Here is a 24,290-nt window from a genome sequence, read left to right as displayed (position 1 = left end):
CCGGGAACGCTGATCAGAAGATCTTCAGCCTCGCGCCAGGCCGGAGTTCCCCGGACGGCGGTATCGATGTCGTCGTCGATCTGTTCGAGCTGGGCCTTCAAGGTCGCCAGTACGCGATCGACGGTCTTGAGGGTGCGACGCACGGTGAGCATGCGCCGGCGATTGCTCTCGGCCCCGATCATCTCGATGAGCTGACGGCGGCGCGCCATCAGTTCGCCCAACAACCTGGACTCGCATGCGGGCTCGCGGTTCGGGTGTGGGTGAACTTGAAGCGGAAAGACTCTAGATCATATACCCGCCGCCCGACGCATCGAGCATCGCACCGGTGATGAAGGATGATTCGTCCGACAGCAGCCACAGCACCGCCTGGGCGATCTCGGCCGAGGTGCCGACACGGTGCATCGGAATGGACGCTTCGATGCCGGCGCGGAACGCCTGGTCCTTCAGTCGTCCCTCGGTCATCTCCGTCAGCACCATCCCCGGCCGCAGCGAGTTCACCCGGATGCCCTCGGCGGCGACCTCGCGGGCAAAGCCCTTGGTGAAGGCGTCGACGGCGCCCTTGCTGGCGGCATAGGCCGAGGAGCCCAGGCGGCCGCCGAGCGTCGCCGCCATCGACGAGACGTTGACGATCGAACCGCCCTTGCCGCCATGCTTGGTCGACATGCGCTTTGCCGCCTCGCGGCAGCACAGCATCAGGCCGGTGACGTTGGTGGCGAACAGGTTGGCCAGCACCTCGGCGGCGTACTCGTCGACCCGGCCGCGCCTGCCGTTGGTGCCGGCGCTGTTCACCAGATGGGTGATCGGTCCCAGCGCCTTCTCGGTTTCCTCGAACAGGCGCACGATATCGGCCTCGCGCGACATGTCGCCGGGCAGGGCGATGGCCTTGCCGCCCTTGGCCTCGATGTCGGCCACGACCTTCTTCGCCTGCGTGTCGCGGGTCCGGTAATTGAGGGCGATGGCGTAGCCGCGCGTCGCGGCCTGGCGGGCGGTCTCGGCGCCGATGCCCGAGGCGCCGCCGGTGATCAGGAGGGTTTTGCTCATGGGCTGATGGTATCGTGTCGTGGGGCCTGAAGCCTGCCTTATATGATGTACCCCCCACCTGACGCATCGAGCATCGCGCCGGTGATGAACGAGGCCTCGTCCGACAGCAGCCACAGGATCGCGTCCGCAATTTCATGCGCCTCGCCGATGCGCTTGATCGGAAGCGACGCGGCAACGGCGGCGAGGACGCCCGGCTCGCTGAGACGCCCCTCCGTCATCTCGGTCATCACCGGACCGGGGCGGATCGCGTTGACCCGGATCCCTTCGGCGGCGACTTCCCGCGCGAAGCCCTTGGTGAAGGCATCGACCGCGCCCTTGGTGGCGGCATAGGCCGACGCGCCGCGGCGTCCGCCCAGGGTCGCCGCCATCGACGAGACGTTCACGATGGCGCCGCCCTTGCCGCCATGCCGGCTCGACATGCGTCGTGTGGCCTCGCGGCAGCACAGCATCAGCCCGATGACGTTCACCGCGAAAAGATTGGTGATCACCTCGCGCTCGTACTCGTCGATCCGGCCGCGGCTGGGGTCGATTCCGGCGCTGTTGACCAGGTGCGTGAGGGGGCCGAGAGCGCGCTCGGCCTCTTCGAACAGGCGGACGATGTCGGCCTCCTGCGCCATGTCGCCGGGCAGGGCGATGGCCCGCCCGCCCGCGGCTTCGATGTCGGCCACCACCGCCTTGGCCTGGGCGTCACGGCTGCGATAGTTGATCGCGACATGGTAGCCGCGCGCGCCGGCGCGCCGGGCGGTCTCGGCGCCGATGCCCGAGGCGCCACCGGTGATCAGGAGGGTTTTGCTCATGGGCCGATGGTATAGTGCCGGCCGGAATTCGGGAGGAAAATTATGAAGGCCGCCGTTCTCTTCAAGCCCAACGAGCCGCTGCAGGTCGTCGAATGCGAACTCGACCCGCCCAAGGCGATGGAAGTGCGCGTCAAGATGAAGGCCGCGGGCGTCTGCCAGAGCGACTGGCACGTCATGAACGGCGACTGGCCGTCGCCGATGCCGATCGTGCCGGGCCACGAGGCGGCGGGCGAGATTCTCGAATGCGGCCCGGGCGTCACCACCGTGAAGCCCGGCGACCATGTGATCTTTTCGTTCCGCCCGCATTGCGGCCGCTGCCGCTACTGCACCCAGGGCCGAACGGTGCTGTGCATCGGCCGCGCCGCGGTGCCGCCGGGCTCGCAGTATGACGGTACCTTGCGGCTGAAACACAAGGGCGAGGGCATCAACCAGATGGCCCGCATCGGCACCTTCGCCGAAGAGGTCGTGGTGCCGGAAGAGATGGTGATCCCGATCCGCAAGGACATGCCGTGGCCGCAGGCGGCCCTGGTCGGTTGCTGCGTGGCCACCGGCGTCGGCGCCGTGACGCGTCATGCCAAGATCGAGGCCGGCTCGACCGTGCTGGTGATCGGCTGCGGCGGCGTCGGCCTCAACGCGGTGCAGGGCGCCATGCTCTCGGGTGCGAGCAAGATCATCGCGGCCGACATCCTCGACAACAAGCTCGAGATGGCGAAGACCTTCGGCGCGACCCACACCGTCAACACCGCGACCGACAACGACCCGGTCAAGAAGGTGAAGGAGATCACCGGCGGGCTGGGTGTCGACTATTCCTTCGATGCGGTGTCGATCGATCGGACGCAGGCGCTGGCCTTCGACGCGCTGGCGCCGGGCGGCCACGCCGTGGCGGTCGGAATCTCGGCGGCCACGGTCAAGGCGCAGTATTCGCCGATGATGATGGTGTTCGCCGAGAAGACGATCAGCGGCACCTTCTACGGTTCGGTGCGCCCCGACCTCGATTTTCCGGTGCTGGTCGACCACTACATGAACAAGCGGCTGAACATCGACGGCCTGATCAGCCGCACCTACAGGCTCGAGGAGATCAACGAGGGCTTCCAGCGCATGATGGCGGGCGAGGTCGCACGCGGCGTCGTGGTGTTCGACTAGCCGCTGGCTGCAGTGACATGAGCAGCCTCGACGAATTCGGTCTGACCGACGAACAGGTCCTGATCCGGCGCAACGTCGCCGGGTTGCTGGCCCGCGCCCTGCCGCCGGAGGAGATCCGGCGGCTCGACGAGGAGTCGGCGTTTCCGCACGCCGCCTTCGATGCACTGGCCGAGGCCGGCTACATGGCGCTGCCCTACGATCCCGCCTATGGCGGCATGGGCGGCAGCCGCAAGGATCTCGTGGTTCTGGTCGAGGCGCTGGCGCGTCATTACAGCGGCGCCTCCTCGCTCTACCTGCCGACCGTCGTCTATGGCGGCATGCATCTGCAACTCACGGCGGGCGAGCATCTCAGGCGGCGCTATCTGCCGGAGATCTGCGCCGGCAAGCTCAAGTCGGCCTTCGCGCTGTCCGAGCCCGACACCGGATCGGACGCTTCGGGCATCAAGACGCGCGCGGCGCGCGACGGCAACGGCTACCGGCTCACCGGCCAGAAGCTCTATATCAGCGCCGCTCACGTCGCCGACTATCTGATGGTGGTGGCCAAGACCGACAGCGAGGCGCGGCACAAGGGCGTGACGCTCTTCTGGGTCGATGCGCGCGCGGCCGGTCTCACCATGAAGCCGCTGCCGACCCTGGGACGGCGCACCACGCATGCCAACGAGATCTTCTTCGACGGCGTGTTCGTGCCGGCCGACCATGTGATCGGCGAGGAGAATCGCGGCTGGTCTGGTCTGATGAAGGGGCTGAACCTCGAGCGGCTCTGTCTCGCGGCGCAGGCCTGCGGCAACATGCATTTCGCCATCGAGTACGCCAAGCGCTTCGCCCAGGAGCGCGTCCAGTTCGGCCAGCCGATCTCGAAATTCCAGGCGATCCAGCACAAGTTCGCCGACATGCGCATCCTTCTGCGCACGACCCAGGCGCTGACCTATCGGCTGGCGGACATGCTCGATGCCGGCCTCGATCCGGTCGAGGAAACGGCGATCGCCAAGATCCAGGGCACCGACGGCGAGTTCAAATGCGCCCACCTCGCCATGGAGATCATGGGCGGCGCCGGCTACACGATGGCGCACGATATCCAGCGCCTGTTCCGCGACGTCCGCGTAGGTTCGATCGGCGGCGGCACCAACGACATCCAGCGCAACACCATCGCCAAGATGATGGGCCTCTGAGGTGCGCAAGATCGGCGACGCGTCGTTCTTTCGCATCGTCGATCGCCTGCTGGAGCCCGGCACGACGCGCGTGCCGCGGACCGCCTGGAGCGTCGATGGGGTCGACTGGCAGCGCGAGCGGCACTCATATGCCGGCGCCAGCCACGGCTTTACGGTCGAGGTCACCACGGGCCGCAAGACCGGCGTCGCACCGTGGACCATGATCGTGGTGAAGGAATACTGGCGCTCGGGCCGCGGCGAGGAACTGAAGTCGCATCAGTGGGCGCATATCGAGACCGGCCGTCGCGCCGACGTGGTGGCCTGGCTCGAGCGGCAGGAACGCCGGCCGGAAGGCGCTTGAGGCGCCCGCTGCGCGCAACTTTTCAGTCGGTACGAAGCGCCGACGAGCACAAACAGTGACCATCGCTGCGACCGTTTGAATCGCCTTGCGAGCCTTGCCCTGCCGGTCTAAACCCGGTCGCACCCTCGGTGCCGGACCTCGGAATGGCGCCAATATTTCAAGATTTCGCCGTAATTACAGAGACTTAACTCAATGCTGTCGCGCGTCATCGGGCTATTTTCGGCGGACATGGGCATCGACCTCGGTACGGCGAACACGCTGGTCTACGTGAAGGGTCGGGGCATCGTTCTCAACGAGCCGTCGGTCGTGGCCCTCACCACGCAGAGCGGCAAGCGCCAGGTCCTCGCCGTCGGCGAGGAAGCCAAGATGATGCTGGGCCGCACGCCGGGCAACATCCAGGCGATCCGCCCGCTGCGCGATGGCGTCATCGCCGACTTCGAAGTCGCCGAGGCGATGATCAAGCACTTCATCTCGAAGGTGCACAATCGCCGCAGCTTCGCCCATCCGCAGATCGTGGTCTGCGTGCCCTCCGGCTCCACCGCCGTCGAGCGCCGCGCCATCCAGGAATCGGCCGAGAGCGCCGGCGCCCGCAAGGTCTGGCTGATCGAGGAGCCGATGGCCGCCGCGATCGGTGCCGGCCTGCCGGTGACCGAGCCCACTGGCTCGATGGTCGTCGACATCGGCGGCGGCACCACCGAAGTGGCCGTGCTGTCGCTGGGCGGCATCGTCTATCCGCGCTCGGTGCGCGTCGGCGGCGACAAGATGGACGAGGCGATCATCGCCTACATCCGCCGCAATCATAACCTGCTGGTCGGCGAAAGCTCGGCCGAGCGCATCAAGAAGACCATCGCGTCGGCCTGCCCGCCCGACGACGGCGAGGGCCGCACGATGGAGATCAAGGGCCGCGACCTGATGAACGGCGTCCCGAAGGAACTGGTCATCACCGAGCGGCAGATCGCCGAGAGCCTGCAGGAACCGGTGAGCGCCATCGTCGAGGCGGTGAAGGTCGCGCTGGAGAACACCGCACCTGAACTGGCGGCCGACATCGTCGACAAGGGTATCGTGCTCACCGGCGGCGGTGCGCTGCTGGCGAACATGGACACCGTGCTGCGCCAGGCGACCGGTCTGCCGGTCTCGGTGGCCGAGGACCCGCTGCTTTGCGTCGCCCTTGGCACGGGCCATGCTGTCGAGAACATCGTACGACTGCGCGGCGTCCTTTCGTCGATGTACTAACAGGCCGCGCCGCCGCCCTCTTGGGTTAGAATGGGCAGGACATGGCGATTCGGGACGACTTCGAGGTAGTCGCGAGCCAGGTGCGCACCGTGGTGCAGCGCTTCGCCCTCGGCTTGCTCGTGATCGCAACCTTCGGCGTCATGCTGGTCGGCAAGGCCGACACCGTCCTCGTCGAGCATGCCCGTGTCCTGGCGCTCGACATGGTGAGCCCGGTGCTGGAGGCGATCGCCCGGCCCGTCGCCTATGCCAACCGGGCGATCGCCGATTTGCGTGAGTTTGCCTCGCTGCGCGAGGAGAATGCGCGACTGCGCGAGGAGAATGCCCGCCTGCTCGCCTGGCAGACCGCGGCCAGGCGCCTGGAGAACGAGAACGAGGGGCTGCGCAGCCTCGCCAAATTCCGCGAGGGGCCCGAGGCCTCCTTCATCACGGCCCGCCTCGTCGGCGATAGCGTCAGCGCCTACATGCGCGGTGCGCTCCTGAACGTGGGCCGCCGGGTCGGCGTGGCGACCGGCCAGGCCGTGGTCACCGGCGAGGGGCTGGCCGGCCGCATCGCAGAGGTCGGCGAGAACAGCTCGCGTGTCCTGTTCGTGACCGACGTCAATTCGCGCCTGCCGGTGCTGGTCGAGCGCACCCGCGAGCGGGCCATCCTGGCGGGCGACAACTCGCCCCGGCTCCGCCTCACCCTGCTGCAGAGCATCGCGGGCGTTCAGAACGGCGATCGCATCATCACGTCCGGGCATGGCGGCAGTTTCCCGGTCGGGATCCCTGTGGGCGAGGTCGTCGAGACCAGCGAAGGCAGCGTGCGGGTGCGGCCCTTCACCGATTTCTCGCGGCTCGAATTCGTCCGCGTCGTCGATTACGGCGTGACCGGCCTGGTCGGAACCGGGGCCCCGGCGCCGGCAGCGCCGCCCGCCGGCGTGCGGGTCCGCTGACATGCGCGCCGACAGCAGTCTCGCCATTCTCGACCGTTGGGGCCGCGCGGCCCTGCCGGGCACGGTCCTGCTGTTCTTCGTGCTTCTGACCCTGGCCCCGCTGCGCGCGCCCTATCTTTCGGATACGCTGCCGCTGCTGCCGATCCTGGTCGTGTTCCAGTTCAGCCTGGCGACACCCGAGCGGCTGCCGGGGCCGCTGCTGCTGGTGATGGGCGTCCTGCTCGACCTGCTGCTGGGCGGCCCGGGCGCGCCCGTCGGCATCAGTGCGCTGGGCTTCATCCTGGTCCGCGCCGCCGTCATCTCCAATCGCCGCTATCTCGTGGGCGTTCCGTTCCTGTTCCAGTGGATCGGCTTCTGCATCCTGTGCTGGGGATACGTCGCGCTGGTCTGGGCCTTCACGACCCTGTGGACATGGACGCCCATCGATCCGGTGCCCGCGATGTTGCAGTATATCGTGGTGATCGTGATCTACCCGCTGCTGGCCCCGTTGCTCGCGCGTGTGCGCGCGCGTGATCCGCTGAACGTGCCCGAACTGTCGCGCGGCTCGGCGCGGCCCGGCGAGACCACGACATGAAGCATTTCCGCAAGGGTGACGGCGAGCGCAGCGGCCTCTTCACCCGCCGCGCCCTCGTGCTGGGCGGGGCGCAGGCCGTCCTTCTGACCGCGCTGGCCGGCCGCCTTTACCAGCTCCAGGTCGTCGAGACCGATCGCTTCTCCTCGATGGCCGAGGAGAACCGCGTCAGCATGCGCCTGCTGCCGCCGTCGCGCGGACTGATCTTCGATCGCGCCGGCGTACCGCTGGCGGTCAACCGCAACAACTTCCGTGTCATGGCGGCGTCCGAGCGCGGCCGCGGTGTCGATGTGCTGATCGAACGGCTCGATCAGATCCTGATCCTGGGCGATGCCGAAAAAGCACGTCTGCTGCGCGAGCTGCGCCGCAACCGCAATGCGCAGCCCGTCGTGGTGCGCGAGAATCTCGGCTGGGAAGAGGTGGCGCGGCTCGAATTCAACGCCCCCGACCTGCCCGGCGTGTTCATCGATCTCGGCCAGTCGCGCGACTATCCCGAGGGCGAGTTGATGAGCCACATCGTGGGTTACACCGGCCGAGTCGCCGACGAGGATCTCGCCGGCCGGGACGATCCGGTGCTGCAGCTCGCGACCATGCGGTTCGGCAAGAAGGGCGTCGAGCGCTCGCTCGAAGACGAGCTGCGCGGCCGGGCCGGCGCCGTTCAGGTCGAGGTCAATGCCGTGGGGCGCGTCGTGCGCGAGCTCGACCGTACCGAGGGCCAGCCGGGCGCCAACGCGCTGCTCACGATCGATCTCGATATCCAGCGCTTCGCGGCCGAGAAGATGAAGGAGCACCAGAGCGGCTCGGTGGTGGTGCTCGATGTCATCACCGGCGATGTGATCGCCATGGTCTCGACACCCGGCTTCGATCCCTCGACCTTCGCCCGCGGCATCACGCAGGCGGAGTGGCGCGACCTGCTCGACGATCCCCAAAGGCCGCTGCACAACAAGGCGATCGCCGGCGTCTATCCGCCGGGCTCGACCTATAAGATGGTGACAGCGCTGGCTGCGCTCGAGGCCAAGGTGATCGACCCCTGGTCGCGGTTGCCGTGCCCCGGCTACCTCGAGCTGGGCAAGATCAAGTTCCATTGCTGGCTGAAGGGCGGCCACGGCTCGACCAACGTCTCCGAGGCGATTGCCATGTCGTGCGACTGCTTCTTTTATGAGGCGGCGCGGCGGGCCGGCATCGATCGCGTGAGCGACATGGCCCAGCGGCTCGGCTTCGGCAAGGTGAGCGAGCTCGGCTTGCCCGGCGAATCTGCCGCCAACCAGCCGACCCGCACCTGGAAGCAGGAGAAGATCGGCAAGGCCTGGCAGCACGGCGACACCTTCAACCTCGGCATCGGCCAGGGTTACATGACCGCAACGCCGCTGCAGCTCGCCATCATGACCGCGCGTCTGGCCAACGGCGGCTACGAGGTCCAGCCCAACGTGCTGCTGGCCAAGGCCACGTCACGCGAGGAGCTGGCGCCACCGGCACCGCGCACCAAGCCGACCGCACCGTCCCTGCGCCTGAACCCGCAGCATCTCGCGGTGATCCGACAGGGCATGTCGGATGTGGTCAACGCCGGCCATGGCACGGCCAATGCCCTGCGGGCCAAGCAGCCGGAGTTCACCTTCGCCGGCAAGACCGGCACCGCTCAGGTCAAGCGCATCACCGAGCGCGAGCGCGAGATGGGTATCACCCAGGCCTCGCTGCCGTGGCACCTGCGCCACCATGCGCTGTTCGTCTGCTACGGGCCGGTCGACAATCCGCGCTACGCCTGCGCGGTGATCGTCGAGCACGGACAAGCGGGCGGCGCCACCGCGGGTCCGATCGGCCGCGACGTCCTGATCGAGACGATGAAGCGCGATCCGTCGCGCCGCACCGACCGCTTCAAGAAGATGGCGTCGCGATGAGTCTCGCCTCGATGGGTAGCCCGGCGTCGCTCGACGCGCCGGCACCGATCGGCTTCGCCGAGAAGATCTGGCGCATAAACTGGGGCCTGGTGCTAGTCCTGACGGCGATTGCCGGCGTCGGCGTGCTGGCGCTCTATTCTGCGGCCGGCGGTCGCTTCGAGCCGTGGGCGGCGCGCCACGCGGTCCGCTACGGGTCGGCTCTGGCACTCATGCTGGTGGTGGCGCTTGTCCATCCAAAGGTCTGGCTGACGCTCGCCTGGCCGATCTACATCGTGTCCGTACTGATGTTGGTGGCCGTCGATGTGATCGGCAAGATCGGCATGGGCGCCCAGCGCTGGCTGGTCATCGGCCCGCTGCAGATCCAGCCCTCGGAGATCGCCAAGGTCGCGGTGATCCTGATGATCGCCCGCTACTATCACGGCCTGCGGCGCGAGCAGGCCGGGCAGTTCCTCTACACGCTGCCGCCGCTCGCCATGATCCTGGTCGTCGTCGGACTCGTCATGGTCCAGCCCGACCTCGGCACAGCCATGATGGTGCTGATGGGCGGCGCCGCCCTTCTGTTCGTGGCCGGCGTGCGGATCTGGATGTTCCTGGCGGCCGGCGTCAGCGCCGTGGCCTGCCTGCCGATCGCCTGGTCGTTGATGCATGAATACCAGAAGAAGCGGGTACTGACCTTCCTCGATCCCGACCGCGATCCGCTGGGCGCCGGTTATCACATCACCCAGTCCAAGATCGCCATCGGCTCGGGCGGCATGTTCGGCAAGGGCTTCCTGAAGGGGACGCAGTCGTCCCTGAACTTCCTGCCCGAGAAGCAGACCGACTTCATTTTCACGACCTTTGTCGAGGAGTGGGGCATGGCCGGCGCCCTCGTGCTGCTCGGCCTGTTTGCGCTGGTCGTTGTCTGGGGCTTTTCCATCGCCCTGCGCAGCCAGCATCATTTCGGTCGCCTGCTGGCGCTCGGCGTCACGGCGATGCTGTTCTTCTACATGTTCATCAACACCGCCATGGTGATGGGCATGCTGCCGGTCGTCGGCGTGCCGCTGCCGCTGGTCAGCAACGGCGGCACCGCACTCGTGTCGGTCATGTTCGCATGCGGCCTGCTGATCGGGGTCAACGTCTATCGCGATGCGCAACTGCCCCGGACCCGCTAGGCGGCCTGAAAAAATTCTCTCGAACGAGGCTATCGACAAGGCGGAACAGCCTTGGTATAGCCGCCGCCTTCCGGGCAATGACCCTGCTAGGCAGTGGGGGCGCATAGCTCAGTTGGTAGAGCAGCTGACTCTTAATCAGCTTGTCCCAGGTTCGAGCCCTGGTGCGCCCACCAATGCCCGTGAGTTCCCAAACCAGCGATCCCAGCCGGCTCCGCGCCTCAGAAGAGCGGCAGGGGGCCTGAGGCCGCGCCCCTCGCCTCTGCGGCGGGAACGCCCAGGGCCCGCAGGATCACCTCGGTCACCCGGGCCGCGTGGCCCTTGCGGGCCGTGCCGAGGGCAATGTTGCGCATCCCCTCCATGCAGGCGCCGATCACCAGGTCGAGCGCTGCCGCCGCATCGTCTACGGTGAATTCCCCTGACCGCAGGCCCTTGCGCAACTCCGTCGCCACGAAGCCCGTGATCGTTTTGCGAAAGCCGGGATCGATCGAGGCGACGTCGAGGATGAGCAGCGCCCAGCGCGGCGTGGTCTCGGCCAGCCCGAGATAGCGCCGGCAGCCTGCCGCCATCTGCTCCGTGGCGGTCTTGAGCTGGGCCCGGCCGGGCGCGCTGCGGGCGCGGATGGTTTCTGCCAGCGCAACGGCCACCGCGCTCACCAGGTCGGCCTTGCTGTGGAAATGATTGTACACGGTGCCGATGGTCACGCCGGCGGCCGCGGCGATCTCCGGCAGGGAGGTGCCGGCTACGCCGCGCAGCGAGAACGCCCCGATCGCCGAAGCGATCAGCAGCCGGCGCGTGCGCTCCCGCTTGGGAAGCCGCGTTCCCGGTGGCGCGGGCTGCAGGAGGTCGGGGAGGGGCTCTAGCTTCATTGAATTAATGTCACTTGTCGTTAAATTTTGGATGGGTCATACAATTTCGGGGGAGTTCCTTTCAGTATCAGGCGTAACCATGACATCTCACAAGGAACACAAGCCGGATCCGGCCCGCCGGGCTTTCCTCGCCGCCGCCTCCGGCGTCGCCGCGGCCTCTGTCCTGGGCCCGGCCCTGGCGGGCGTGGCACGGGCGCAGGGACACCCGGCCGCGCCGGCCGTCGTTCCCGCCTCGGGCAGCCGGAGCACCCGGCCCAACATCCTCTTCGTCTTCACGGATCAGGAGCGCTATCACGCCAAGTGGCCTCAGGGCCTGTCGCTGCCGGGGCATGACCGTCTCCAGAGCAAGGGAGTCACGTTCACGAACCACCAGTGCCCGGCGACGATGTGTACGTCGTCGCGCTCGGTGATGATGACGGGGCTGCAGACTCCGGACAATGGCATGTTCGAGAATCTCGACGTGCCCTGGATGCGGGATCTGCCGCTCTCGAATCCGACCCTGGGGCACATGCTGCGCAAGGCCGGCTACTACACCGCCTACAAGGGTAAGTGGCATCTCAGCAAGGCCACCGACACGCGCGAGATCGGCTCGTTCATGACGGCGGAGATGGAAAAGTACGGCTTCGCCGACAACTTCTCGCCCGGCGACCTGATCGGCCATACGCTGGGCGGCTACGGCTTCGACCATCTCACCGCCGGCAGCGCCATCAACTGGCTGCGCACCTCGGGCCGGCCGCTGTCGGATCAGGGCAAGCCGTGGTGCATGACGGTGAGCTTCGTCAATCCGCACGACGTCATGTACTTCAACACCGACGCGCCCGGCGAAAGCGTGCAGGACAGCGGCAAGCTGCGCCTGCATGCCGCCCGCGCGCCCGAGCATGCGCTCTACAAGAACAGCTGGGACGTGCCGGTGCCCGCGACCCTGCGCCAGCCGTTCGACGCGCCGGGACGGCCGGCGGCGCACCGCGAGTTCGATCGCGTCTGGGATTACATCCTGGGCGATATCCCGCTCGAGGACGTGCGCTGGAAGCGGTTCAACGACTACTACATCAACTGCATCCGCAACGTGGACCGGTCGATGACGGCGCTGTTCGCCGAACTCGACGCGCTGGGCCTGGCCGATTCCACCATCATCGTCTTCACCGCCGACCACGGCGAGATGGCCGGCGCACACGGGCTGCGCGGCAAGGGACCGTTTGCCTATCGCGAGACCAACCACCTGCCGTTTCAGATCGTCCATCCCGACGTGAAGGGCGGCCAGTCGTGCCAGGTGCTGTCGAGCCACATCGACATCGTGCCGACGCTTCTGTCGATGGCCGGGGTCAAGCCAGGCCAGGTGGGGGAACTGGCCGGCCGGGAGCTGCCGGGCCGCGACCTGTCCGCCGCGCTCGCCAATCCCGGCAGCCAGGCCGTGGATGCCGTGCGGCCGGCGACGCTGTTCACCTACAGCGGCCTCGCCAGCAACGATGCCGCCGTCTTCGACTTCGCGGCCAAGGCGGTGATGGCGGGCAAGGACCCGAAGGAAGAGGCCAAGCGCGAGGGCTTCAAGCCCGACCTCCGCAAGCGCGGTCACGTGCGGTCCACCTTCGACGGCCGCTACCGGTTCACGCGCTACTTCTCGCCGCTCGACCACAATAGTCCGAAGACCCTGGACGAGCTGTTCAAGTGGAACGACGTCGAACTGTTCGACCTGACGAGCGATCCGGCCGAGATGAACAATCTCGCGGTCGCCCGTACGGCCAATGCGAACCTGCTCGCGACCATGAACGGCAAGCTCGAGGCGGTCATCAAGCTCGAGATCGGCAAGGACGATGGCCGCGAGCTGCCCAACATCGCGGGCATCGACTGGGGAGTCGACAAGATCGATCTCTAGGGGTCGACGGTCGACACGGGAAAGGCCCCGCTCGGGAAGGCGGGGCTTTTTCTTGCTGCCGATCCACCCGGTAGGCTTGCTACAATGGGTCTCCGGAGCCCGTATGCGAATCGTTCAGCTTCTCCTCGCCCTCACGTTCGTCTGCTTCGGCGCCCAGGCACAGACTGCGGCGCCCGATTTTTTCGCTTTCGTGCTGCTCGCCGAGGGAAGCGATGGCCAGCCCCTACCGATGGTGCGCAGCGTCGCCGAACGCGCGATTGCCTGTCCAATGCTGCACACGGCGGCGGGCGCGACGATCCCCATGATGCCGCGGCGACGGCCACCGGGCGGTCATTTCGACGAGGTGACGGTCTGCGAGGCGCTTTACCCGGTGGGCCAGACCGCAAGCGTCCTGCTCGGCGATCGTCGAATCGATTTGCCGAAGGTCTCGCTCGGCACGCCCCGCCGGGTGGTTCTGATCGGCGACAGCGGCTGTCGGGGACCGGCCAAGGACAAGCCGCAGGAGTGCGACGGTGACGGCTTCGCCAAGGTCTGGCCCTTCGGGGTGTTGTCGGACGAGGAGGCAGACAAGCGTCCCGACCTGATCGTGCATGTCGGCGACTACAATTATCGCGGCACCGAGCGCGGCCTGGTGCTGCCCCCCAGCCTCACGGGCTATGCGGCCCCGCTCAGCGTCAACGTCTACGATACCGGCGATCTCGACGACGAGGACATCGCCAGCCTGCCGATCGGTGCGGCCTATTGGAGCCAGAACATCGAAGGCAGCCCGAACCCGGACAAATGGACGAACTGGCGCGACGATTTCTTCAGGCCAGGAGCCAAGCTGCTGGTTGCGGCGCCCTGGCTGATGAGCCGCGGCAACCACGAACTCTGCAGCCGCGGCGGTCCCGGCTGGTTCTACCTGCTCGATGCCGGTTCGACGCTGCTGGGGCCGGGCCACAAGCAGACGGAGTGCCCGACGCAGCTGCCGCCGGACTGGCGCCCCGGCGCGTGGCCCAAGCCGCCGGCACAGCCCTTCGCCGGCTTGCCCTTCCCGACCTACACGTCGGCACCGTTTCGCCTGAAGCTGGGCCGCCTCAACATCATCGCCGTCGATTCGGCGAACGCCGCGGACGCCGTGCTGTTCAATCTCGACACCTACATTTCGCAGTATCGCGAAGTGGCAAGGATGCTGGCCGAGGATTCGACTCCAACCTGGGTGGTGACCCACCGGCCGATCTGGGCGGTGGTGAAACGCGACAAGGGCGGCCCGATCGGGCTCACCGCCTACGGCTTCATCAACGAGACCCAGCGCGAGGCCATCGATCGCGTTTTCGGCCGCGGCCTGCCGCCTCACGTCACCTCCGTCATCGTGGGGCACATGCATCGCTTCCAGGCCATCGGCTTCGAGGGACCGCGGCCCCCTCATCTGGCCGTCGGTACCGGCGGCATGGAGCTGTCGCACGTGCAGCCGCCGCCTTCGCCGGACGATCCCAAGGCCCCCATTCGCGTCGAAGGACTGGACAGGAGCCCGGCCTGGGTCGTCGGCCTGCGCGACTTCGCGGCGATGATCGTGCGGCCCGTCGACGACGGAACCTGGACCAGCGTCCTCTACGGCACCGAAGGCGAGACGCTGGCGATCTGCGATTCGCGGTGGCCGGGTCCCGGCCGCAGGCGTTCGGTCTGTGAACTCAGATAGTCAGGGACAGTCGAAGCCCGTCCAGCGGTAGCCGGTGGCTGTGCCGTCCCTGACAGTCCATTCAACGACGCAGCCTCCCACGATTCCGAACGGCGAGTCGGCGATCGGCCGCGTCGTGCCGCCGGCGTACTGGTAGGGCAATAGCGCATTCGGCACGGCGTAGTTCATGTCGCGGCGCCATCGAAGCAGGCGGGCGCCGTCGTCGGTCCGCAGCTCGCCCGCATCCGGCGGCCGGCCCATGCCGGCGATGAGGGAGGCTTCGCCGCCGCCCACCAGCGGAGTCAGCCTGTCGTCGCTGGTCCGGGACGGGCCGGCGCAAGCGGCCAGCGCAACGAAGAGGGCGAAGGCGGCGACTCTGGAGATCATGCAAGTCCTCACGCGTGTCCGGCAGCGGCCTCCCGTTGATAGAAAAGCAGATCCAGTTCCGGCGCAACCTTGCCGAGGCCGGTCAGGATCATATGGGCGTGACCGCGATGATGGGTCTGGTGGTTGAACCAGTGATCCAGCGCCGGCATCAGCTCCTGCACGAACTCATCGGGACTCGAGACGCGGCGGTAGCGGATGACGCCGGCGAGGCCGCCGTCGTCGAGACTGTCGATCCAGGCCACGATGCGCCGGTCTTCCGCTTCGCGCGCCGTGCGCAATTCGGTGAATCCTTCATGCACGATCGCGTCGAGCCGGTCCGGCGCATCGCCTGCGCCGGTGAAGCGTTTCATCCAGATGCGATCGGTCGCCAGCAGATGATTGAGCGTGCCGTGCATCGACTTGAAGAAGGCGCCGCGATCGGCGCGATACTCGGCGTCGCGAAGGGTGGCCGCCGCGGCGTCGTAGAGCCGGCGGTTGGCCCAGGCGTTGTAGCTGGCGAAGGTGTGGTAGTGCTTCTTCATGTCGGCATCCTGCACCGGTCGCGTCGGTCTTCAAGATTGACCGGTTCTTTCAACCTGTCGTCCGCACGGCAGCCAGGAGTCTCCAGATGACGAAACGCATCGGTATTCTCACCAGCGGCGGCGATTGTGCCGGCCTGAACGCCACGATCCGCGCGGTGGCGCTGCGGGCGCATCATGGCCATGGCTGGACGACGATCGGGCTGCGCTACGGCACGCTGGGTCTGCTCGAACGCCCCGTGGAGGCCGTCACCCTCGATCCCGACCGGTTGAGCGCCGCACTGGCGCGCCAAGGCGGCACGTTCCTCGGCAGCACCAATCGCGGCGATCCCTTCGCCTTTCCGATGCCCGACGGCAGCCGCAAGGATCGTTCCGGCGAAATGGTCGAGGGGCTGAAGCAGCTAGGCCTCGACGGTCTGATCGGAGTCGGCGGCGACGGCAGCCTCGCCATCCTGCGCAAGCTGCTGGGTCCGTCGGGCATTCCCTTCGTCGGCATCCCCAAGACCATCGACAACGATGTCGGCTGCACCGAGCGCGCCATCGGCTATTCGACGGCGGTCGCCATCGCCACCGAAGCGCTCGACCGCCTGCAGCCCACCGGCACCAGCCACGAGCGCACGATGGTGCTGGAAGTGATGGGCCGCGATGCCGGCCACATCGCAATCGCCGCGGCCATCGCGGGCGGCGCCGACGTCGTTCTCATTCCCGAAGTTCGCTGGCGACTGGAGAACGTCGTCCGGCACATCGCCGGGCTGCGGGCGGTCGGGCGCACCTCGGCGCTGGTCGTCGTGGCCGAGGCCGCCGGCCAGTCGGACGAGGCGGTGGATCCTGCCACAGATGCGCCCGATCACGGCGTCGGCGACTGGCTGGCCAAGCGGCTGGCCAAGGCCACGGGGGCGGAAGCGCGGGCGACGGTGCTGGGGCACGTGCAGCGCGGCGCCATGCCGACGGCAGAGGACCGGCTGCTGGCCTCGGCGCTGGGCGTGCGGGCAATCGACCTGCTGGCGGAAGGAAAGGGCGACCACATGGTGGCCTGGTGGAACCGCCAGGTGATCGACGTGCCGCTGTCGCAGGTGGTCGGCCGGTCACGTACCGTCGATGCCGACGGCACCCTCATCCGCACCGCCCGCGCGCTGGGAATCTGCCTGGGCGACGCCGTCTAGCCGGCCGCGGAATTAGTCGGAGTCGGGCAAATAAACGAAACAAACGAAATAAACGAAACAATCGAAGCGAGAGTCGCACCCCTCCCCGATCCGGGGACTTGGCGGCCATATAATTTCGGAAAAGCCTTTTAAAACAATCCGCTAAGCGAGATCGCTGCGCGACAGCCAGAAGACCTCGCCTTCGCTCAGCTCGGTATCGAGCCAGATGAAAGGAAGCCGCGGATAGGCGGCTTCGAGCGGCGGGCGGCCGCGGCCGATCTCGCACACCAGGCCGCCGCTCTTCGTCAGATGGTTCGGCGCGTCGGCCAGGATGCGATGGAGGAGCTCCAGCCCATCGTCACCCGCTGCCAGCGCCATGCGCGGCTCGTGCCGGAATTCGGGTGGCAGCTTCGCCATGCCGCCGGCATCGACATAGGGCGGGTTGCTGATGATCAGGTCGTAGCGCTGGCCCTGCAGCGGCTTGAACAGATCGCCGCGATGCAGGGTGATGCGATCGCCGAGACGGTGCGTCGCCACGTTGCGCCGGGCCAGCGACAGCGCGCCGGCGGAGAGGTCGACGGCATCGATCTTCGCGCGCGGAAAGGCGAGCGCCGCGAGGATGGCGAGACAGCCCGACCCGCAGCAGAGATCGAGGATGCGGCGCGGCTTGGCGGTCGGCAGGGCACCGCCCGCCAGAAGATCGCCGATGAAGGAGCGCGGGATCAGCGCCCTTCGGTCGATGTGGAACCGCACGCCGTGCATGTAGGCGGCTTCCAAGAGATAAGGCGCCGGCATGCGCAGCCCGATCCGTGCCTCGATCAGGGTCATGAGGCGCGCCTTCTCGGGTGCCGTCGGCACGAGGTCGAGCCATGGATCGATCCGATGGATCGGCAGGCGCAGCGCCTCGAGCACCATGAAGGCGGCCTCGTCGACGGCATTGGTCGTGCCGTGGCCATAGGCCAGCCGCGCGGCGCGGAAGCGCGCGACGGCGAAATGGAAGAAATCACCCAGGGTGACGAGAGAGGATTTGGTCGCGCGTGCCATGCGGGCCTACATTAGCGGATATGAATCGCCGTGCGCTTCTTTTCGCCGGACTCGCTGTCGCGGCGGCCGCCGGCGCTCCGGCACGCGCGGTCCCGGCCGAGATCAGGGTGATCCTGATCGGCGGCCCGGACTGTCCGCCCTGCGTGCGCTGGAAGCGCGAGTATCGTGCCGCCTGGATCGCCTCGCCCGAGTTCCGTCAGGTCATCTGGGAGGAGGTTGAGGCGGCGCGTTTCCGCGAGGCCTACCAGGAGCGCTATTGGCCGGGCGACCTCGCGCCCATCCTGGCGCAGATCCCGCGAAAAAGCGGTGCGCCGCGCTTCCTGGTCATCCAGGCGGGCCGCATCGTGTCCAACCATCTCGGCGTCAGTAAATGGGCCAGCACGCTCGACGATCTCCGCAAACTTCTCGGGTAGGAAACATGGCAGGCGCGCTCGACGGTCTGGTCGTCCTCGACCTCACGACCCATCTCTCCGGTCCCTTCTGCGGCATGCAGCTCGCCGACATGGGCGCCGACGTCATCAAGATCGAAAGCCCGCAGGGGGATTCGATGCGCGGCGCGCCGCCGTTCCTCGAGGGCGAGTCGGCGCCCTTCATGTTGTGGAACAGGAACAAGCGCGGCCTCAAGCTCGACCTCAAGAACGAGGACGACCTCGCGGTCTTCTGGGAGCTGGTCGACGGCGCCGACGTGGTGCTGGAGAACTTCCGGCCCGGCGTCATGAAGCGGCTGGGTCTCGGCTGGGACGCACTGCACGCGCGCAACAAGCGGCTGGTGCTGGGCTCGATCTCGGGGTTCGGCCAGACCGGTCCCTATGCCGGACGCGGCGGCTTCGACCTCATGATCCAGGCGATGTCGGGGCTGATGTCGGTGACGGGCCCGAAGGACGGCCCGCCCTATCGCATACCGCTCGCCATCTCCGATGTGGGCGCCGGCCTCTATCTCGCGATCGGTGTGCTGAGCGCCCTGCAGGCGCGGCACAAGACCGGCGAGGGCCAGTGGGTCGAGACCTCGCTGCTCGAGGCCACCGTGTCGTTGGGCGTCTATGAGGCGGCCAATTATTTCGCCAACGGCCTGCGGCCGGAGAAACTCGGCCAGGCCCATCGCGGCTCCTCGCCCTACCAGGTGTTCCAGACGGCCGACGGTTGGCTGACCATCGGCGGGGCGCAGCAGAACTTCTTCCGCAGGCTCTGCGCCCTGATCGGCAGGCCTGAACTGCCCGAGGATCCGCGCTTCAAAGCCAACGCCGACCGGGTGAAGAACAACGAGGCGATCGTCGCCATCCTGCAGGGCGAGATCGCCAAGCGCACGACCGACGACTGGATGGCGACCTTGGAGAAGGAAGGCATCCCGGCCGGGCCGGTGCTGCATCACGACGAGGTCTTCGCCGACCCGCAGATCCTGGCGCGCGGCATGGTTGCCGAAGTCGAGCACGCCAAGGCCGGCACACAGAAGACGCTGGGCGTGCCGCTCAAGCTTTCGGCGACGCCGGGCGGTGTTCGCCGTCCGGCGCCGACGCTCGGCCAGCACGATGCTGAAATCCGCGGGGTCAAGCGCCGTTGAGGTTGCCGAGCTTTGCTCGGCCCATCATCACCAGCGTGAGCGCTGGTACTTGTCGGGAACGCCGTCGCCGTTGCGGTCGCGGTCGTAGCGGTCGGGGATGCCGTCCCGGTCGCTGTCCCTCATGCGCCGATAGGGCGGCGGCGAAACCGGCACCGGCACGTAACGCGTCTGGGTGATCACCTGCGGCGGCCGGGGCGGCGGCGGTGCGTAGTAGGTCGGGGCCGGCCGGTAGTAGCTCGGCTGGCTGACATAGTTGTTGGAATAGCCGTAGTTCGATCCGTAGCCGGGGCTATAGCCATAAGTCGTCGGATAGCCCGACTGTTCAACGCACCCCGCCGTCACCACCACAAGGCTCGCGGCGGCGAGCCAACTGACGCAGCGCATTCTTTCCCTCCAAGAGGAACACCCAATGTCGAACGGGACGTTCCCATGCACGGAGATTCGCGAGCGACGGCGGCGGCGTGGGGACTCAAAGGCGTTTTATTGAAGGCGAGCCGTGATCGAGTAGTGACCGGACGCAGAAACGGCTCCCGGATTTCTCCGGGAGCCGCTGACGGTGGTCGCAGGACGTTAACGCTGGAAGGCGTCGGGGATGTGATCGCCGTTGGCGTCGATGTCGCGCCGGTTGGGAACGCCGTCGCGATCATAGTCGCCGTTCGGGCCTCGCGGATTGGGGGCGCGCGCATAGCGGGCGTTGTTGTTGTAGTAGCCGTTGTTCTGCGCGTAGTAGCTGTTGCTGTAGGCCGGTCGCGGCGCGGCGTAGTAGCCGTTGCTGTTGTAGCCATTGTTGTAAGCCGGCCGGGTATTGTAGCCGCTGTTGTAGGCATACGAGTTGTCGTAGCCGGTCTGGGTACAGGCGGCCGTCGCGGCCACAAGGCCCGCCGCCATCACGAACTTGAGCTTGTTCATCGCTACCTCCGTTGGGGTCGAACCCTGTCTCGCGACTGGGATATCCCTCTAGAACGAGGTATGGCGCCCGAAGTGGCATCGCTCGGGCGAAAAGTTGAAGTTTTGTAAAGACGATCGCCCGGCAACCGCTGAGGGCTGCCGGACGTTGGCGACTTCTCTTTCGCTTAAAGCGCGCCCGGCGCCGGGCCGCGCGCCACCTTGGCGTTGAGCTTCGGCGGATGGGTCACGATCGACTTCAGCGCCGGCACCGGCTTGCGAAGCTTGGCGATGTTGGGCAGCGGCCGGGCGAGCAACGGGTTGGTCTTGAACGCCTGCTCCATCGCGTGGGCCGCGCCCAGCACCTCGCCGTCGCCGCGGAAGCGGCCGACCACCTGCAGGCCGAACGGCATCTTCTTGTCGTCGACGCCACAGGGGAGCGAGACGGCGGGGTTCGACGTCAGCGTGACGAAGTACTTGGTCGCCATCCAGTGGTAGTAGGTGCCGAGCTTCTTGCCGTCCATCTCTTCGATGTAGAGCTGCTTCCACGGGAAGGGCGAGAAGCCGACGGTCGGTCCGATGACCAGGTCGTACTCCTTGTAGATCTGCTGGAAGGCCCGGAAGATCCGCGTCTGCTCACCATGCGCCCAGGCGAAGTCGGCCAGGCTGAGCTTCGCGCCGAGTTCGTAGTTGGCGATGATGTTCGGCCCCAGCATCTCGCGATTGTTGGTGTAGGAGTCGTGGTATCGTGACAGGAAGCTCACCGCGCGGATCACGTCGAAGCAGCGGTCGGCGTCGCCATAGTCGACCTCCACCTTGTCGAGGCTGCGGAAGAACGGCTTCATCGCCTTGATCTTCTCGCGGAAGGTCTGGCGGATCGATTTATCGACCGGCGCGCCCCCGAAATCCTCGGTGTAGGCGACCCGCAGGCTGCCAAGATCGACCGGCCACGGTTCGGCATAGGCTTCCGGCTCTAGCGGGAAGGACAGGGGATCGCTGTCATGCTGGCCGACCTGCGTGGCGAACAGCAGGCAGACATCGGCGACGCTGCGGCCCATCGGGCCCAGCACCGAGATCGGCGTCCAGCCCATGGCGCGCCGCTCGACCGCGACCATGCCCGGCGACGGACGGAAGCCCACGACGCCGCAGAAAGCCGCGGGGTTGCGCAGGCTGCCGCCGGTGTCCGAGCCGGTGCAGACCGGCAGCATGTCGGTGGCGAGCGCGGCGGCCGAACCGCCCGAAGAGCCGCCGGCGTTCAGCATCGGATTGAAGGGATTGCCGGTAGCGCCCCACACCGGGTTGCGACTGTTCGAGCCCGCGCCGAACTCCGGCACGTTGGTCTTGCCGACGACGATGCCTCCCGCGGCACGCACGCGGCCGACCATGACGTTGTCATAGCCCGGCACATAGTCGCGGTAGAGCGGCGAGCCGTAAGTGGTGAGGAGGTCCTTGGTCTCCTCGAGATCCTTGATGCCGGTCGGCAGGCCGTGCAGGAGCGGCAGGTCCTCGCCGCGGCGCACGGCAGCCTCGGCGGCCTTTGCTTCCTTGCGGGCACGGTCGACGCACATCGCGGTCACGGCATTGACGGCGGGGTTCACCTCCTCGATGCGTTCGAGACAGGCGTCGAGCAATTCGACCGGCGAGATTTCCTTGGTGCCGATGCGACGGCGCAATTCGACCGACGACAGGGTAACGAGTTCTTCTTTCGACATTTCTTCCTCTTCTTGAAATCGATTACGGCCGGTGCAGCTGGACGGGTTCGCGCGTGACGGTGCGGCGACCGCGCTTATAGGCGGCCAGGACCGGCGCGATGGTCCTGAGGGCCATGACGGAATCCGGGGCGTCGAGCACGACGAGATCGGCGGGACCGCCGACGGCGATGCCGTAATCGTCCTTGCGCATCAGCTTGGCGGCCGTCTTGGTCGTCATGTCCCAGAGCGCCTTCACCTCGTCGTCGTTGGCGCGCTGGGTGACGATCGCGTGCATGTTCACCTGGCGCAGCAGCTGGCCGTCGCCGAACGGCGTGAACGGATTGAGGATGTTGTTGGACGCGACCGAGCAGGTGACGCCGCGCTCGGTCAGGAAGTTCAGGTCGAGGACGTTGCGCGGCACGTTGTGGTCGGTGTGCCGGCCGCCGAGATAGAGATCGGTCGCGGTCAGCACCGTGGCGGCGACGCCGGCGTCGGCCATGCGGCGCGCGACCTTGTCGAGGTCCTTGAACGGCATGGTCGCGAGCTTGCCGACGTGGCCAACGGCGACCCGGCCGCCCCATTTGTATTTTTCGGCGAGATCGCAGACCAGCAGCGTGTCGAGATGCTCGGCCGTGGGGCCGCTGTCGACATGCATGTCGATATCGGCATCGAACTCGCGTGCCATCTCGAAGACGCGATGGATCTGGGCGGCGCTGTCGCTGTCGTAGCTGGGCGCCGCGCCGACGACCCTCGCGCCGTTCTTCAGCGCCTCGACCATCAGCTCGTCGGTGCCGGGATTATTGGTCAAGCCTTCCTGCGGCATGACGCAGAGCTCGATGTCGATCGCCCACTTGTACTTGTCGACCAGCGCCTTGACGCCCTCGAAACCGCGCATCCCGATCCTGGGGTCGACCTCGCAATGGGGGCGCATGCGGGTGGCACCGTGGCTGATGCATTTCTCGATGGTCGCCGACGCACGCTCGATCACATCCTCGACCGTCATCGTGTGCTTCACCGCCGACACGCGCTCCATGGCGAGGTGCGGCATGCGCTTGGTGTTGTGCTCGCAGCGGCCGAGGATGCAGGCCTTGTCGAGGTGGATGTGGGTATCGACGAAGCCCGAACAGACCAGCCGGCCATGACCCTTGTATTCTTCCCGGGCGCTGCCGCCGAGCTTCGGGGCGATGGCGGCGATGCGGCCCTGAATAACGCCAATGTCAGTCGTCGGTTGATCGGGCGTACTGTCGGCGAGCCGCACATCGCGCAAGACAAGGTCGAAATCCATCATCACTCCAGTCGCCGGCGGCGGCCGGCACGCATGTTGCACCATGCCGCCGGTCATTAACAGCCCGACGGCCCCGGAGGCTCAGCAAGAACCATGCTTTCTCGACGTCATCTCTTGATCGCCGGCACCGCTGCCGCCGCCGCCGTTTCTCCGGGCATCGCCGCGGCGCAGACTGCCGCCTGGCCGACCAAGCCGATCCGCTGGATCGTCAATTTCCCGCCCGCGGGCGCGGCCGACATCATGTCGAGGGCACTGGCGGAGTATTTCGGCACGAAACTCGGCCAGCCCATCATCGTCGAGAACAAGCCCGGCGCCGGTGGCATGCTGGGGGCGGACATCGTCGCGAAGGCCCGCGGCGACGCGCATATCGTCATGATCTCCAGCGCGGCGTCGCACGGCATCGGGCCGGTCCTCTACAAGGACGTGCCCTACGATCCGCTGGCCGACTTCACGCATATCCACCTGGTCGGCACCTTCCCGAGCGTACTGGCGGTGAACGGCACCTCGCCGATCGGCTCGGTGAAGGAGCTGATCGAGATGGCGCGAGCCAAGCCGGGCGAGGTGACTTACGGCTCGGGCGGCAACGGCACGATGAACCATCTGGTCGGCCAGCTGCTGGCCCTCTCGACCAAGACGCAGCTCACCCACATTCCTTATCGCGGCTCGGCGCCGGCGATGAACGACTTGATGGGTGGGCAGATCACCGCGCTGATGGAGAGCCTGCCGACGGCGAGCGGCTACTTCACCTCCAAGCGCATGAAGCCGCTGGCGGTGAGCGAGGATCAGCGTGCGCCGACCCTGCCGGACGTGCCGACCTTTCGCGAGGCGGGATTTCCCGAAGTCGTGGCGACCAACTGGTTCGGCTTTTCCGCGCCGGCCGGAATCCCGCCCGAGATCGCCAAGCGATGGGAGGTGGAGATCGCTGCCGCCCTGCAAAGCGCCGAGATCAAGCAGCGGTTCGACAAGCTCGGCATCCGGCCCGGCACTTTGGGCTCGGCGGGCTACACCGCGCTGATCGCCAAGGAACTGCCGCGCTGGCGCGAGGTGATCAAGGCGGGAAATATCCGCGCAGACTGATTGCCTGATGCGCCGCTTCCGGCACAATGCGTGCC

Annotated in this window: 24 protein-coding genes, 1 tRNA gene and 1 pseudogene; 15 read left to right on the top strand and 11 right to left on the bottom strand. The window is 67.1% G+C overall.

Going from position 1 to position 24,290, the window contains the following annotated elements:
• The 3 genes and pseudogenes from ACT6UX_RS13960 to ACT6UX_RS13950 all read right to left on the bottom strand — a co-directional run.
• Nucleotides 1–209, bottom strand: a pseudogene (locus ACT6UX_RS13960) (IS110 family transposase); the annotation flags it as partial.
• Nucleotides 210–282: 73 nt separating this feature from the next.
• The gene (locus ACT6UX_RS13955; protein ID WP_444775760.1) at nucleotides 283–1,041 is read right to left on the bottom strand and encodes an SDR family oxidoreductase; all 759 of its coding nucleotides are present in this window, start codon (nucleotides 1,039–1,041) and stop codon (nucleotides 283–285) included.
• A gap of 38 nt (nucleotides 1,042–1,079) precedes the next feature.
• Nucleotides 1,080–1,838 (bottom strand): SDR family oxidoreductase, encoded by a 759-nt coding sequence (locus ACT6UX_RS13950; protein ID WP_444775759.1) that lies wholly within the window; start codon nucleotides 1,836–1,838, stop codon nucleotides 1,080–1,082.
• A 42-nt stretch (nucleotides 1,839–1,880) separates the two neighbouring features.
• On the opposite strand from ACT6UX_RS13950, the gene ACT6UX_RS13945 reads away from it, so the two are divergent.
• From ACT6UX_RS13945 to ACT6UX_RS13905, 9 genes are all read left to right on the top strand, one after another.
• Nucleotides 1,881–2,981, top strand: coding sequence for a Zn-dependent alcohol dehydrogenase (locus ACT6UX_RS13945; RefSeq protein ID WP_444775758.1), 1,101 nt, complete (start codon nucleotides 1,881–1,883; stop codon nucleotides 2,979–2,981).
• 17 nt (nucleotides 2,982–2,998) lie between these two features.
• Nucleotides 2,999–4,150: an acyl-CoA dehydrogenase family protein gene (locus tag ACT6UX_RS13940; protein WP_444775757.1), complete on the top strand. Its 1,152-nt coding sequence runs from the start codon at nucleotides 2,999–3,001 to the stop codon at nucleotides 4,148–4,150.
• Between the two features lies 1 nt (nucleotide 4,151).
• Entirely contained in the window at nucleotides 4,152–4,490 is a 339-nt protein-coding gene (locus ACT6UX_RS13935; protein ID WP_444775756.1) for a hypothetical protein, read from the top strand.
• 192 nt (nucleotides 4,491–4,682) lie between these two features.
• Nucleotides 4,683–5,723 (top strand): rod shape-determining protein, encoded by a 1,041-nt coding sequence (locus ACT6UX_RS13930; RefSeq protein ID WP_068189726.1) that lies wholly within the window; start codon nucleotides 4,683–4,685, stop codon nucleotides 5,721–5,723.
• A 41-nt stretch (nucleotides 5,724–5,764) separates the two neighbouring features.
• Nucleotides 5,765–6,655 carry a rod shape-determining protein MreC gene (gene mreC / locus ACT6UX_RS13925; protein ID WP_444775755.1) on the top strand — a complete coding sequence of 297 codons (891 nt, stop codon included), beginning with the start codon at nucleotides 5,765–5,767 and terminating at the stop codon, nucleotides 6,653–6,655.
• 1 nt (nucleotide 6,656) lies between these two features.
• A complete protein-coding gene (locus tag ACT6UX_RS13920) occupies nucleotides 6,657–7,229 on the top strand; it encodes a hypothetical protein (RefSeq protein ID WP_444775754.1) in 573 nt (190 codons plus the stop codon).
• Nucleotides 7,226–9,121, top strand: a complete 1,896-nt coding sequence (mrdA, locus tag ACT6UX_RS13915; RefSeq protein WP_444775753.1) for a penicillin-binding protein 2 — start codon at nucleotides 7,226–7,228, stop codon at nucleotides 9,119–9,121. Before ACT6UX_RS13920 ends, mrdA begins: the two co-directional genes overlap by 4 nt.
• A complete protein-coding gene (gene rodA, locus ACT6UX_RS13910; protein WP_444775752.1) occupies nucleotides 9,118–10,272 on the top strand; it encodes a rod shape-determining protein RodA in 1,155 nt (384 codons plus the stop codon). The genes mrdA and rodA overlap by 4 nt, the downstream gene beginning before the upstream one ends.
• 97 nt (nucleotides 10,273–10,369) lie before the next feature.
• Nucleotides 10,370–10,445: transfer RNA gene (locus ACT6UX_RS13905), tRNA-Lys, on the top strand.
• A 45-nt stretch (nucleotides 10,446–10,490) separates the two neighbouring features.
• Here ACT6UX_RS13905 and ACT6UX_RS13900 read toward each other — a convergent pair.
• On the bottom strand, nucleotides 10,491–11,138 hold the full coding sequence (locus ACT6UX_RS13900) for a TetR/AcrR family transcriptional regulator (RefSeq protein ID WP_444775751.1): 648 nt from the start codon (nucleotides 11,136–11,138) through the stop codon (nucleotides 10,491–10,493).
• A gap of 79 nt (nucleotides 11,139–11,217) precedes the next feature.
• Between ACT6UX_RS13900 and ACT6UX_RS13895 the strand changes: the two genes are divergently transcribed.
• Nucleotides 11,218–13,011: a sulfatase-like hydrolase/transferase gene (locus ACT6UX_RS13895; RefSeq protein ID WP_444775750.1), complete on the top strand. Its 1,794-nt coding sequence runs from the start codon at nucleotides 11,218–11,220 to the stop codon at nucleotides 13,009–13,011.
• Nucleotides 13,012–13,114: 103 nt separating this feature from the next.
• Nucleotides 13,115–14,689, top strand: a complete 1,575-nt coding sequence (locus ACT6UX_RS13890) for a metallophosphoesterase (RefSeq protein WP_444775749.1) — start codon at nucleotides 13,115–13,117, stop codon at nucleotides 14,687–14,689.
• On the opposite strand, the gene ACT6UX_RS13885 is transcribed toward ACT6UX_RS13890, so the two are convergent.
• Nucleotides 14,690–15,055 carry a hypothetical protein gene (locus tag ACT6UX_RS13885; protein WP_444775748.1) on the bottom strand — a complete coding sequence of 122 codons (366 nt, stop codon included), beginning with the start codon at nucleotides 15,053–15,055 and terminating at the stop codon, nucleotides 14,690–14,692.
• Nucleotides 15,056–15,063: 8 nt separating this feature from the next.
• Complete coding sequence (locus ACT6UX_RS13880; protein ID WP_444775747.1) at nucleotides 15,064–15,576, bottom strand: DinB family protein; 513 nt, start codon at nucleotides 15,574–15,576, stop codon at nucleotides 15,064–15,066.
• 86 nt (nucleotides 15,577–15,662) lie between these two features.
• Here ACT6UX_RS13880 and ACT6UX_RS13875 point away from each other — a divergent pair, with 86 nt between their 5' ends.
• Nucleotides 15,663–16,736 (top strand): ATP-dependent 6-phosphofructokinase, encoded by a 1,074-nt coding sequence (locus ACT6UX_RS13875; protein ID WP_444775746.1) that lies wholly within the window; start codon nucleotides 15,663–15,665, stop codon nucleotides 16,734–16,736.
• Between the two features lie 141 nt (nucleotides 16,737–16,877).
• On the opposite strand, the gene prmB is transcribed toward ACT6UX_RS13875, so the two are convergent.
• The gene (gene prmB, locus ACT6UX_RS13870) at nucleotides 16,878–17,759 is read right to left on the bottom strand and encodes a 50S ribosomal protein L3 N(5)-glutamine methyltransferase (RefSeq protein WP_444775745.1); all 882 of its coding nucleotides are present in this window, start codon (nucleotides 17,757–17,759) and stop codon (nucleotides 16,878–16,880) included.
• 20 nt (nucleotides 17,760–17,779) lie between these two features.
• On the opposite strand from prmB, the gene ACT6UX_RS13865 reads away from it, so the two are divergent.
• Together ACT6UX_RS13865 and ACT6UX_RS13860 are read left to right on the top strand one after the other, a co-directional pair.
• Complete coding sequence (locus ACT6UX_RS13865; RefSeq protein WP_444775744.1) at nucleotides 17,780–18,172, top strand: hypothetical protein; 393 nt, start codon at nucleotides 17,780–17,782, stop codon at nucleotides 18,170–18,172.
• Nucleotides 18,173–18,177: 5 nt separating this feature from the next.
• Nucleotides 18,178–19,317 (top strand): CaiB/BaiF CoA transferase family protein, encoded by a 1,140-nt coding sequence (locus tag ACT6UX_RS13860; protein WP_444775743.1) that lies wholly within the window; start codon nucleotides 18,178–18,180, stop codon nucleotides 19,315–19,317.
• Nucleotides 19,318–19,344: 27 nt separating this feature from the next.
• On the opposite strand, the gene ACT6UX_RS13855 is transcribed toward ACT6UX_RS13860, so the two are convergent.
• From ACT6UX_RS13855 to ACT6UX_RS13840, 4 genes are all read right to left on the bottom strand, one after another.
• The gene (locus ACT6UX_RS13855) at nucleotides 19,345–19,701 is read right to left on the bottom strand and encodes a thrombospondin type 3 repeat-containing protein (protein ID WP_444775742.1); all 357 of its coding nucleotides are present in this window, start codon (nucleotides 19,699–19,701) and stop codon (nucleotides 19,345–19,347) included.
• Between the two features lie 186 nt (nucleotides 19,702–19,887).
• Nucleotides 19,888–20,226, bottom strand: a complete 339-nt coding sequence (locus tag ACT6UX_RS13850) for a hypothetical protein (protein ID WP_444775741.1) — start codon at nucleotides 20,224–20,226, stop codon at nucleotides 19,888–19,890.
• Nucleotides 20,227–20,390: 164 nt separating this feature from the next.
• Nucleotides 20,391–21,914 carry an amidase gene (locus tag ACT6UX_RS13845; RefSeq protein WP_444775740.1) on the bottom strand — a complete coding sequence of 508 codons (1,524 nt, stop codon included), beginning with the start codon at nucleotides 21,912–21,914 and terminating at the stop codon, nucleotides 20,391–20,393.
• 22 nt (nucleotides 21,915–21,936) lie between these two features.
• Entirely contained in the window at nucleotides 21,937–23,178 is a 1,242-nt protein-coding gene (locus ACT6UX_RS13840) for an amidohydrolase family protein (protein ID WP_444775739.1), read from the bottom strand.
• 93 nt (nucleotides 23,179–23,271) lie between these two features.
• On the opposite strand from ACT6UX_RS13840, the gene ACT6UX_RS13835 reads away from it, so the two are divergent.
• Nucleotides 23,272–24,255 (top strand): Bug family tripartite tricarboxylate transporter substrate binding protein, encoded by a 984-nt coding sequence (locus ACT6UX_RS13835; RefSeq protein WP_444775738.1) that lies wholly within the window; start codon nucleotides 23,272–23,274, stop codon nucleotides 24,253–24,255.
• Nucleotides 24,256–24,290: the final 35 nt, after the last annotated feature.

Origin of the sequence: Reyranella sp. (genome assembly GCF_052439685.1) — a bacterium.
GTDB lineage: Bacteria > Pseudomonadota > Alphaproteobacteria > Reyranellales > Reyranellaceae > Reyranella.
Note: the sequence above shows the minus strand (reverse complement) of the source record. Positions and strands in the feature narration are given on the sequence as shown.

What these genes read in the sequence shown, in the direction of transcription:
- ACT6UX_RS13835 (WP_444775738.1), top strand. Translation starts at nt 23,272, where the DNA reads ATGCTTTCTCGACGTCATCTCTTGATCGCCGGCACCGCTGCCGCCGCC.
- prmB (WP_444775745.1), bottom strand. Translation starts at nt 17,759, where the DNA reads ATGGCACGCGCGACCAAATCCTCTCTCGTCACCCTGGGTGATTTCTTC.
- mrdA (WP_444775753.1), top strand. Translation starts at nt 7,226, where the DNA reads ATGAAGCATTTCCGCAAGGGTGACGGCGAGCGCAGCGGCCTCTTCACC.
- ACT6UX_RS13855 (WP_444775742.1), bottom strand. Translation starts at nt 19,701, where the DNA reads ATGCGCTGCGTCAGTTGGCTCGCCGCCGCGAGCCTTGTGGTGGTGACG.
- ACT6UX_RS13945 (WP_444775758.1), top strand. Translation starts at nt 1,881, where the DNA reads ATGAAGGCCGCCGTTCTCTTCAAGCCCAACGAGCCGCTGCAGGTCGTC.
- ACT6UX_RS13955 (WP_444775760.1), bottom strand. Translation starts at nt 1,041, where the DNA reads ATGAGCAAAACCCTCCTGATCACCGGCGGCGCCTCGGGCATCGGCGCC.
- ACT6UX_RS13895 (WP_444775750.1), top strand. Translation starts at nt 11,218, where the DNA reads ATGACATCTCACAAGGAACACAAGCCGGATCCGGCCCGCCGGGCTTTC.
- ACT6UX_RS13940 (WP_444775757.1), top strand. Translation starts at nt 2,999, where the DNA reads ATGAGCAGCCTCGACGAATTCGGTCTGACCGACGAACAGGTCCTGATC.
- ACT6UX_RS13890 (WP_444775749.1), top strand. Translation starts at nt 13,115, where the DNA reads ATGCGAATCGTTCAGCTTCTCCTCGCCCTCACGTTCGTCTGCTTCGGC.
- ACT6UX_RS13860 (WP_444775743.1), top strand. Translation starts at nt 18,178, where the DNA reads ATGGCAGGCGCGCTCGACGGTCTGGTCGTCCTCGACCTCACGACCCAT.
- ACT6UX_RS13845 (WP_444775740.1), bottom strand. Translation starts at nt 21,914, where the DNA reads ATGTCGAAAGAAGAACTCGTTACCCTGTCGTCGGTCGAATTGCGCCGT.
- ACT6UX_RS13880 (WP_444775747.1), bottom strand. Translation starts at nt 15,576, where the DNA reads ATGAAGAAGCACTACCACACCTTCGCCAGCTACAACGCCTGGGCCAAC.
- rodA (WP_444775752.1), top strand. Translation starts at nt 9,118, where the DNA reads ATGAGTCTCGCCTCGATGGGTAGCCCGGCGTCGCTCGACGCGCCGGCA.
- ACT6UX_RS13885 (WP_444775748.1), bottom strand. Translation starts at nt 15,055, where the DNA reads ATGATCTCCAGAGTCGCCGCCTTCGCCCTCTTCGTTGCGCTGGCCGCT.
- ACT6UX_RS13950 (WP_444775759.1), bottom strand. Translation starts at nt 1,838, where the DNA reads ATGAGCAAAACCCTCCTGATCACCGGTGGCGCCTCGGGCATCGGCGCC.
- ACT6UX_RS13930 (WP_068189726.1), top strand. Translation starts at nt 4,683, where the DNA reads ATGCTGTCGCGCGTCATCGGGCTATTTTCGGCGGACATGGGCATCGAC.
- mreC (WP_444775755.1), top strand. Translation starts at nt 5,765, where the DNA reads ATGGCGATTCGGGACGACTTCGAGGTAGTCGCGAGCCAGGTGCGCACC.
- ACT6UX_RS13875 (WP_444775746.1), top strand. Translation starts at nt 15,663, where the DNA reads ATGACGAAACGCATCGGTATTCTCACCAGCGGCGGCGATTGTGCCGGC.
- ACT6UX_RS13840 (WP_444775739.1), bottom strand. Translation starts at nt 23,178, where the DNA reads ATGGATTTCGACCTTGTCTTGCGCGATGTGCGGCTCGCCGACAGTACG.
- ACT6UX_RS13865 (WP_444775744.1), top strand. Translation starts at nt 17,780, where the DNA reads ATGAATCGCCGTGCGCTTCTTTTCGCCGGACTCGCTGTCGCGGCGGCC.
- ACT6UX_RS13920 (WP_444775754.1), top strand. Translation starts at nt 6,657, where the DNA reads ATGCGCGCCGACAGCAGTCTCGCCATTCTCGACCGTTGGGGCCGCGCG.
- ACT6UX_RS13900 (WP_444775751.1), bottom strand. Translation starts at nt 11,138, where the DNA reads ATGAAGCTAGAGCCCCTCCCCGACCTCCTGCAGCCCGCGCCACCGGGA.
- ACT6UX_RS13850 (WP_444775741.1), bottom strand. Translation starts at nt 20,226, where the DNA reads ATGAACAAGCTCAAGTTCGTGATGGCGGCGGGCCTTGTGGCCGCGACG.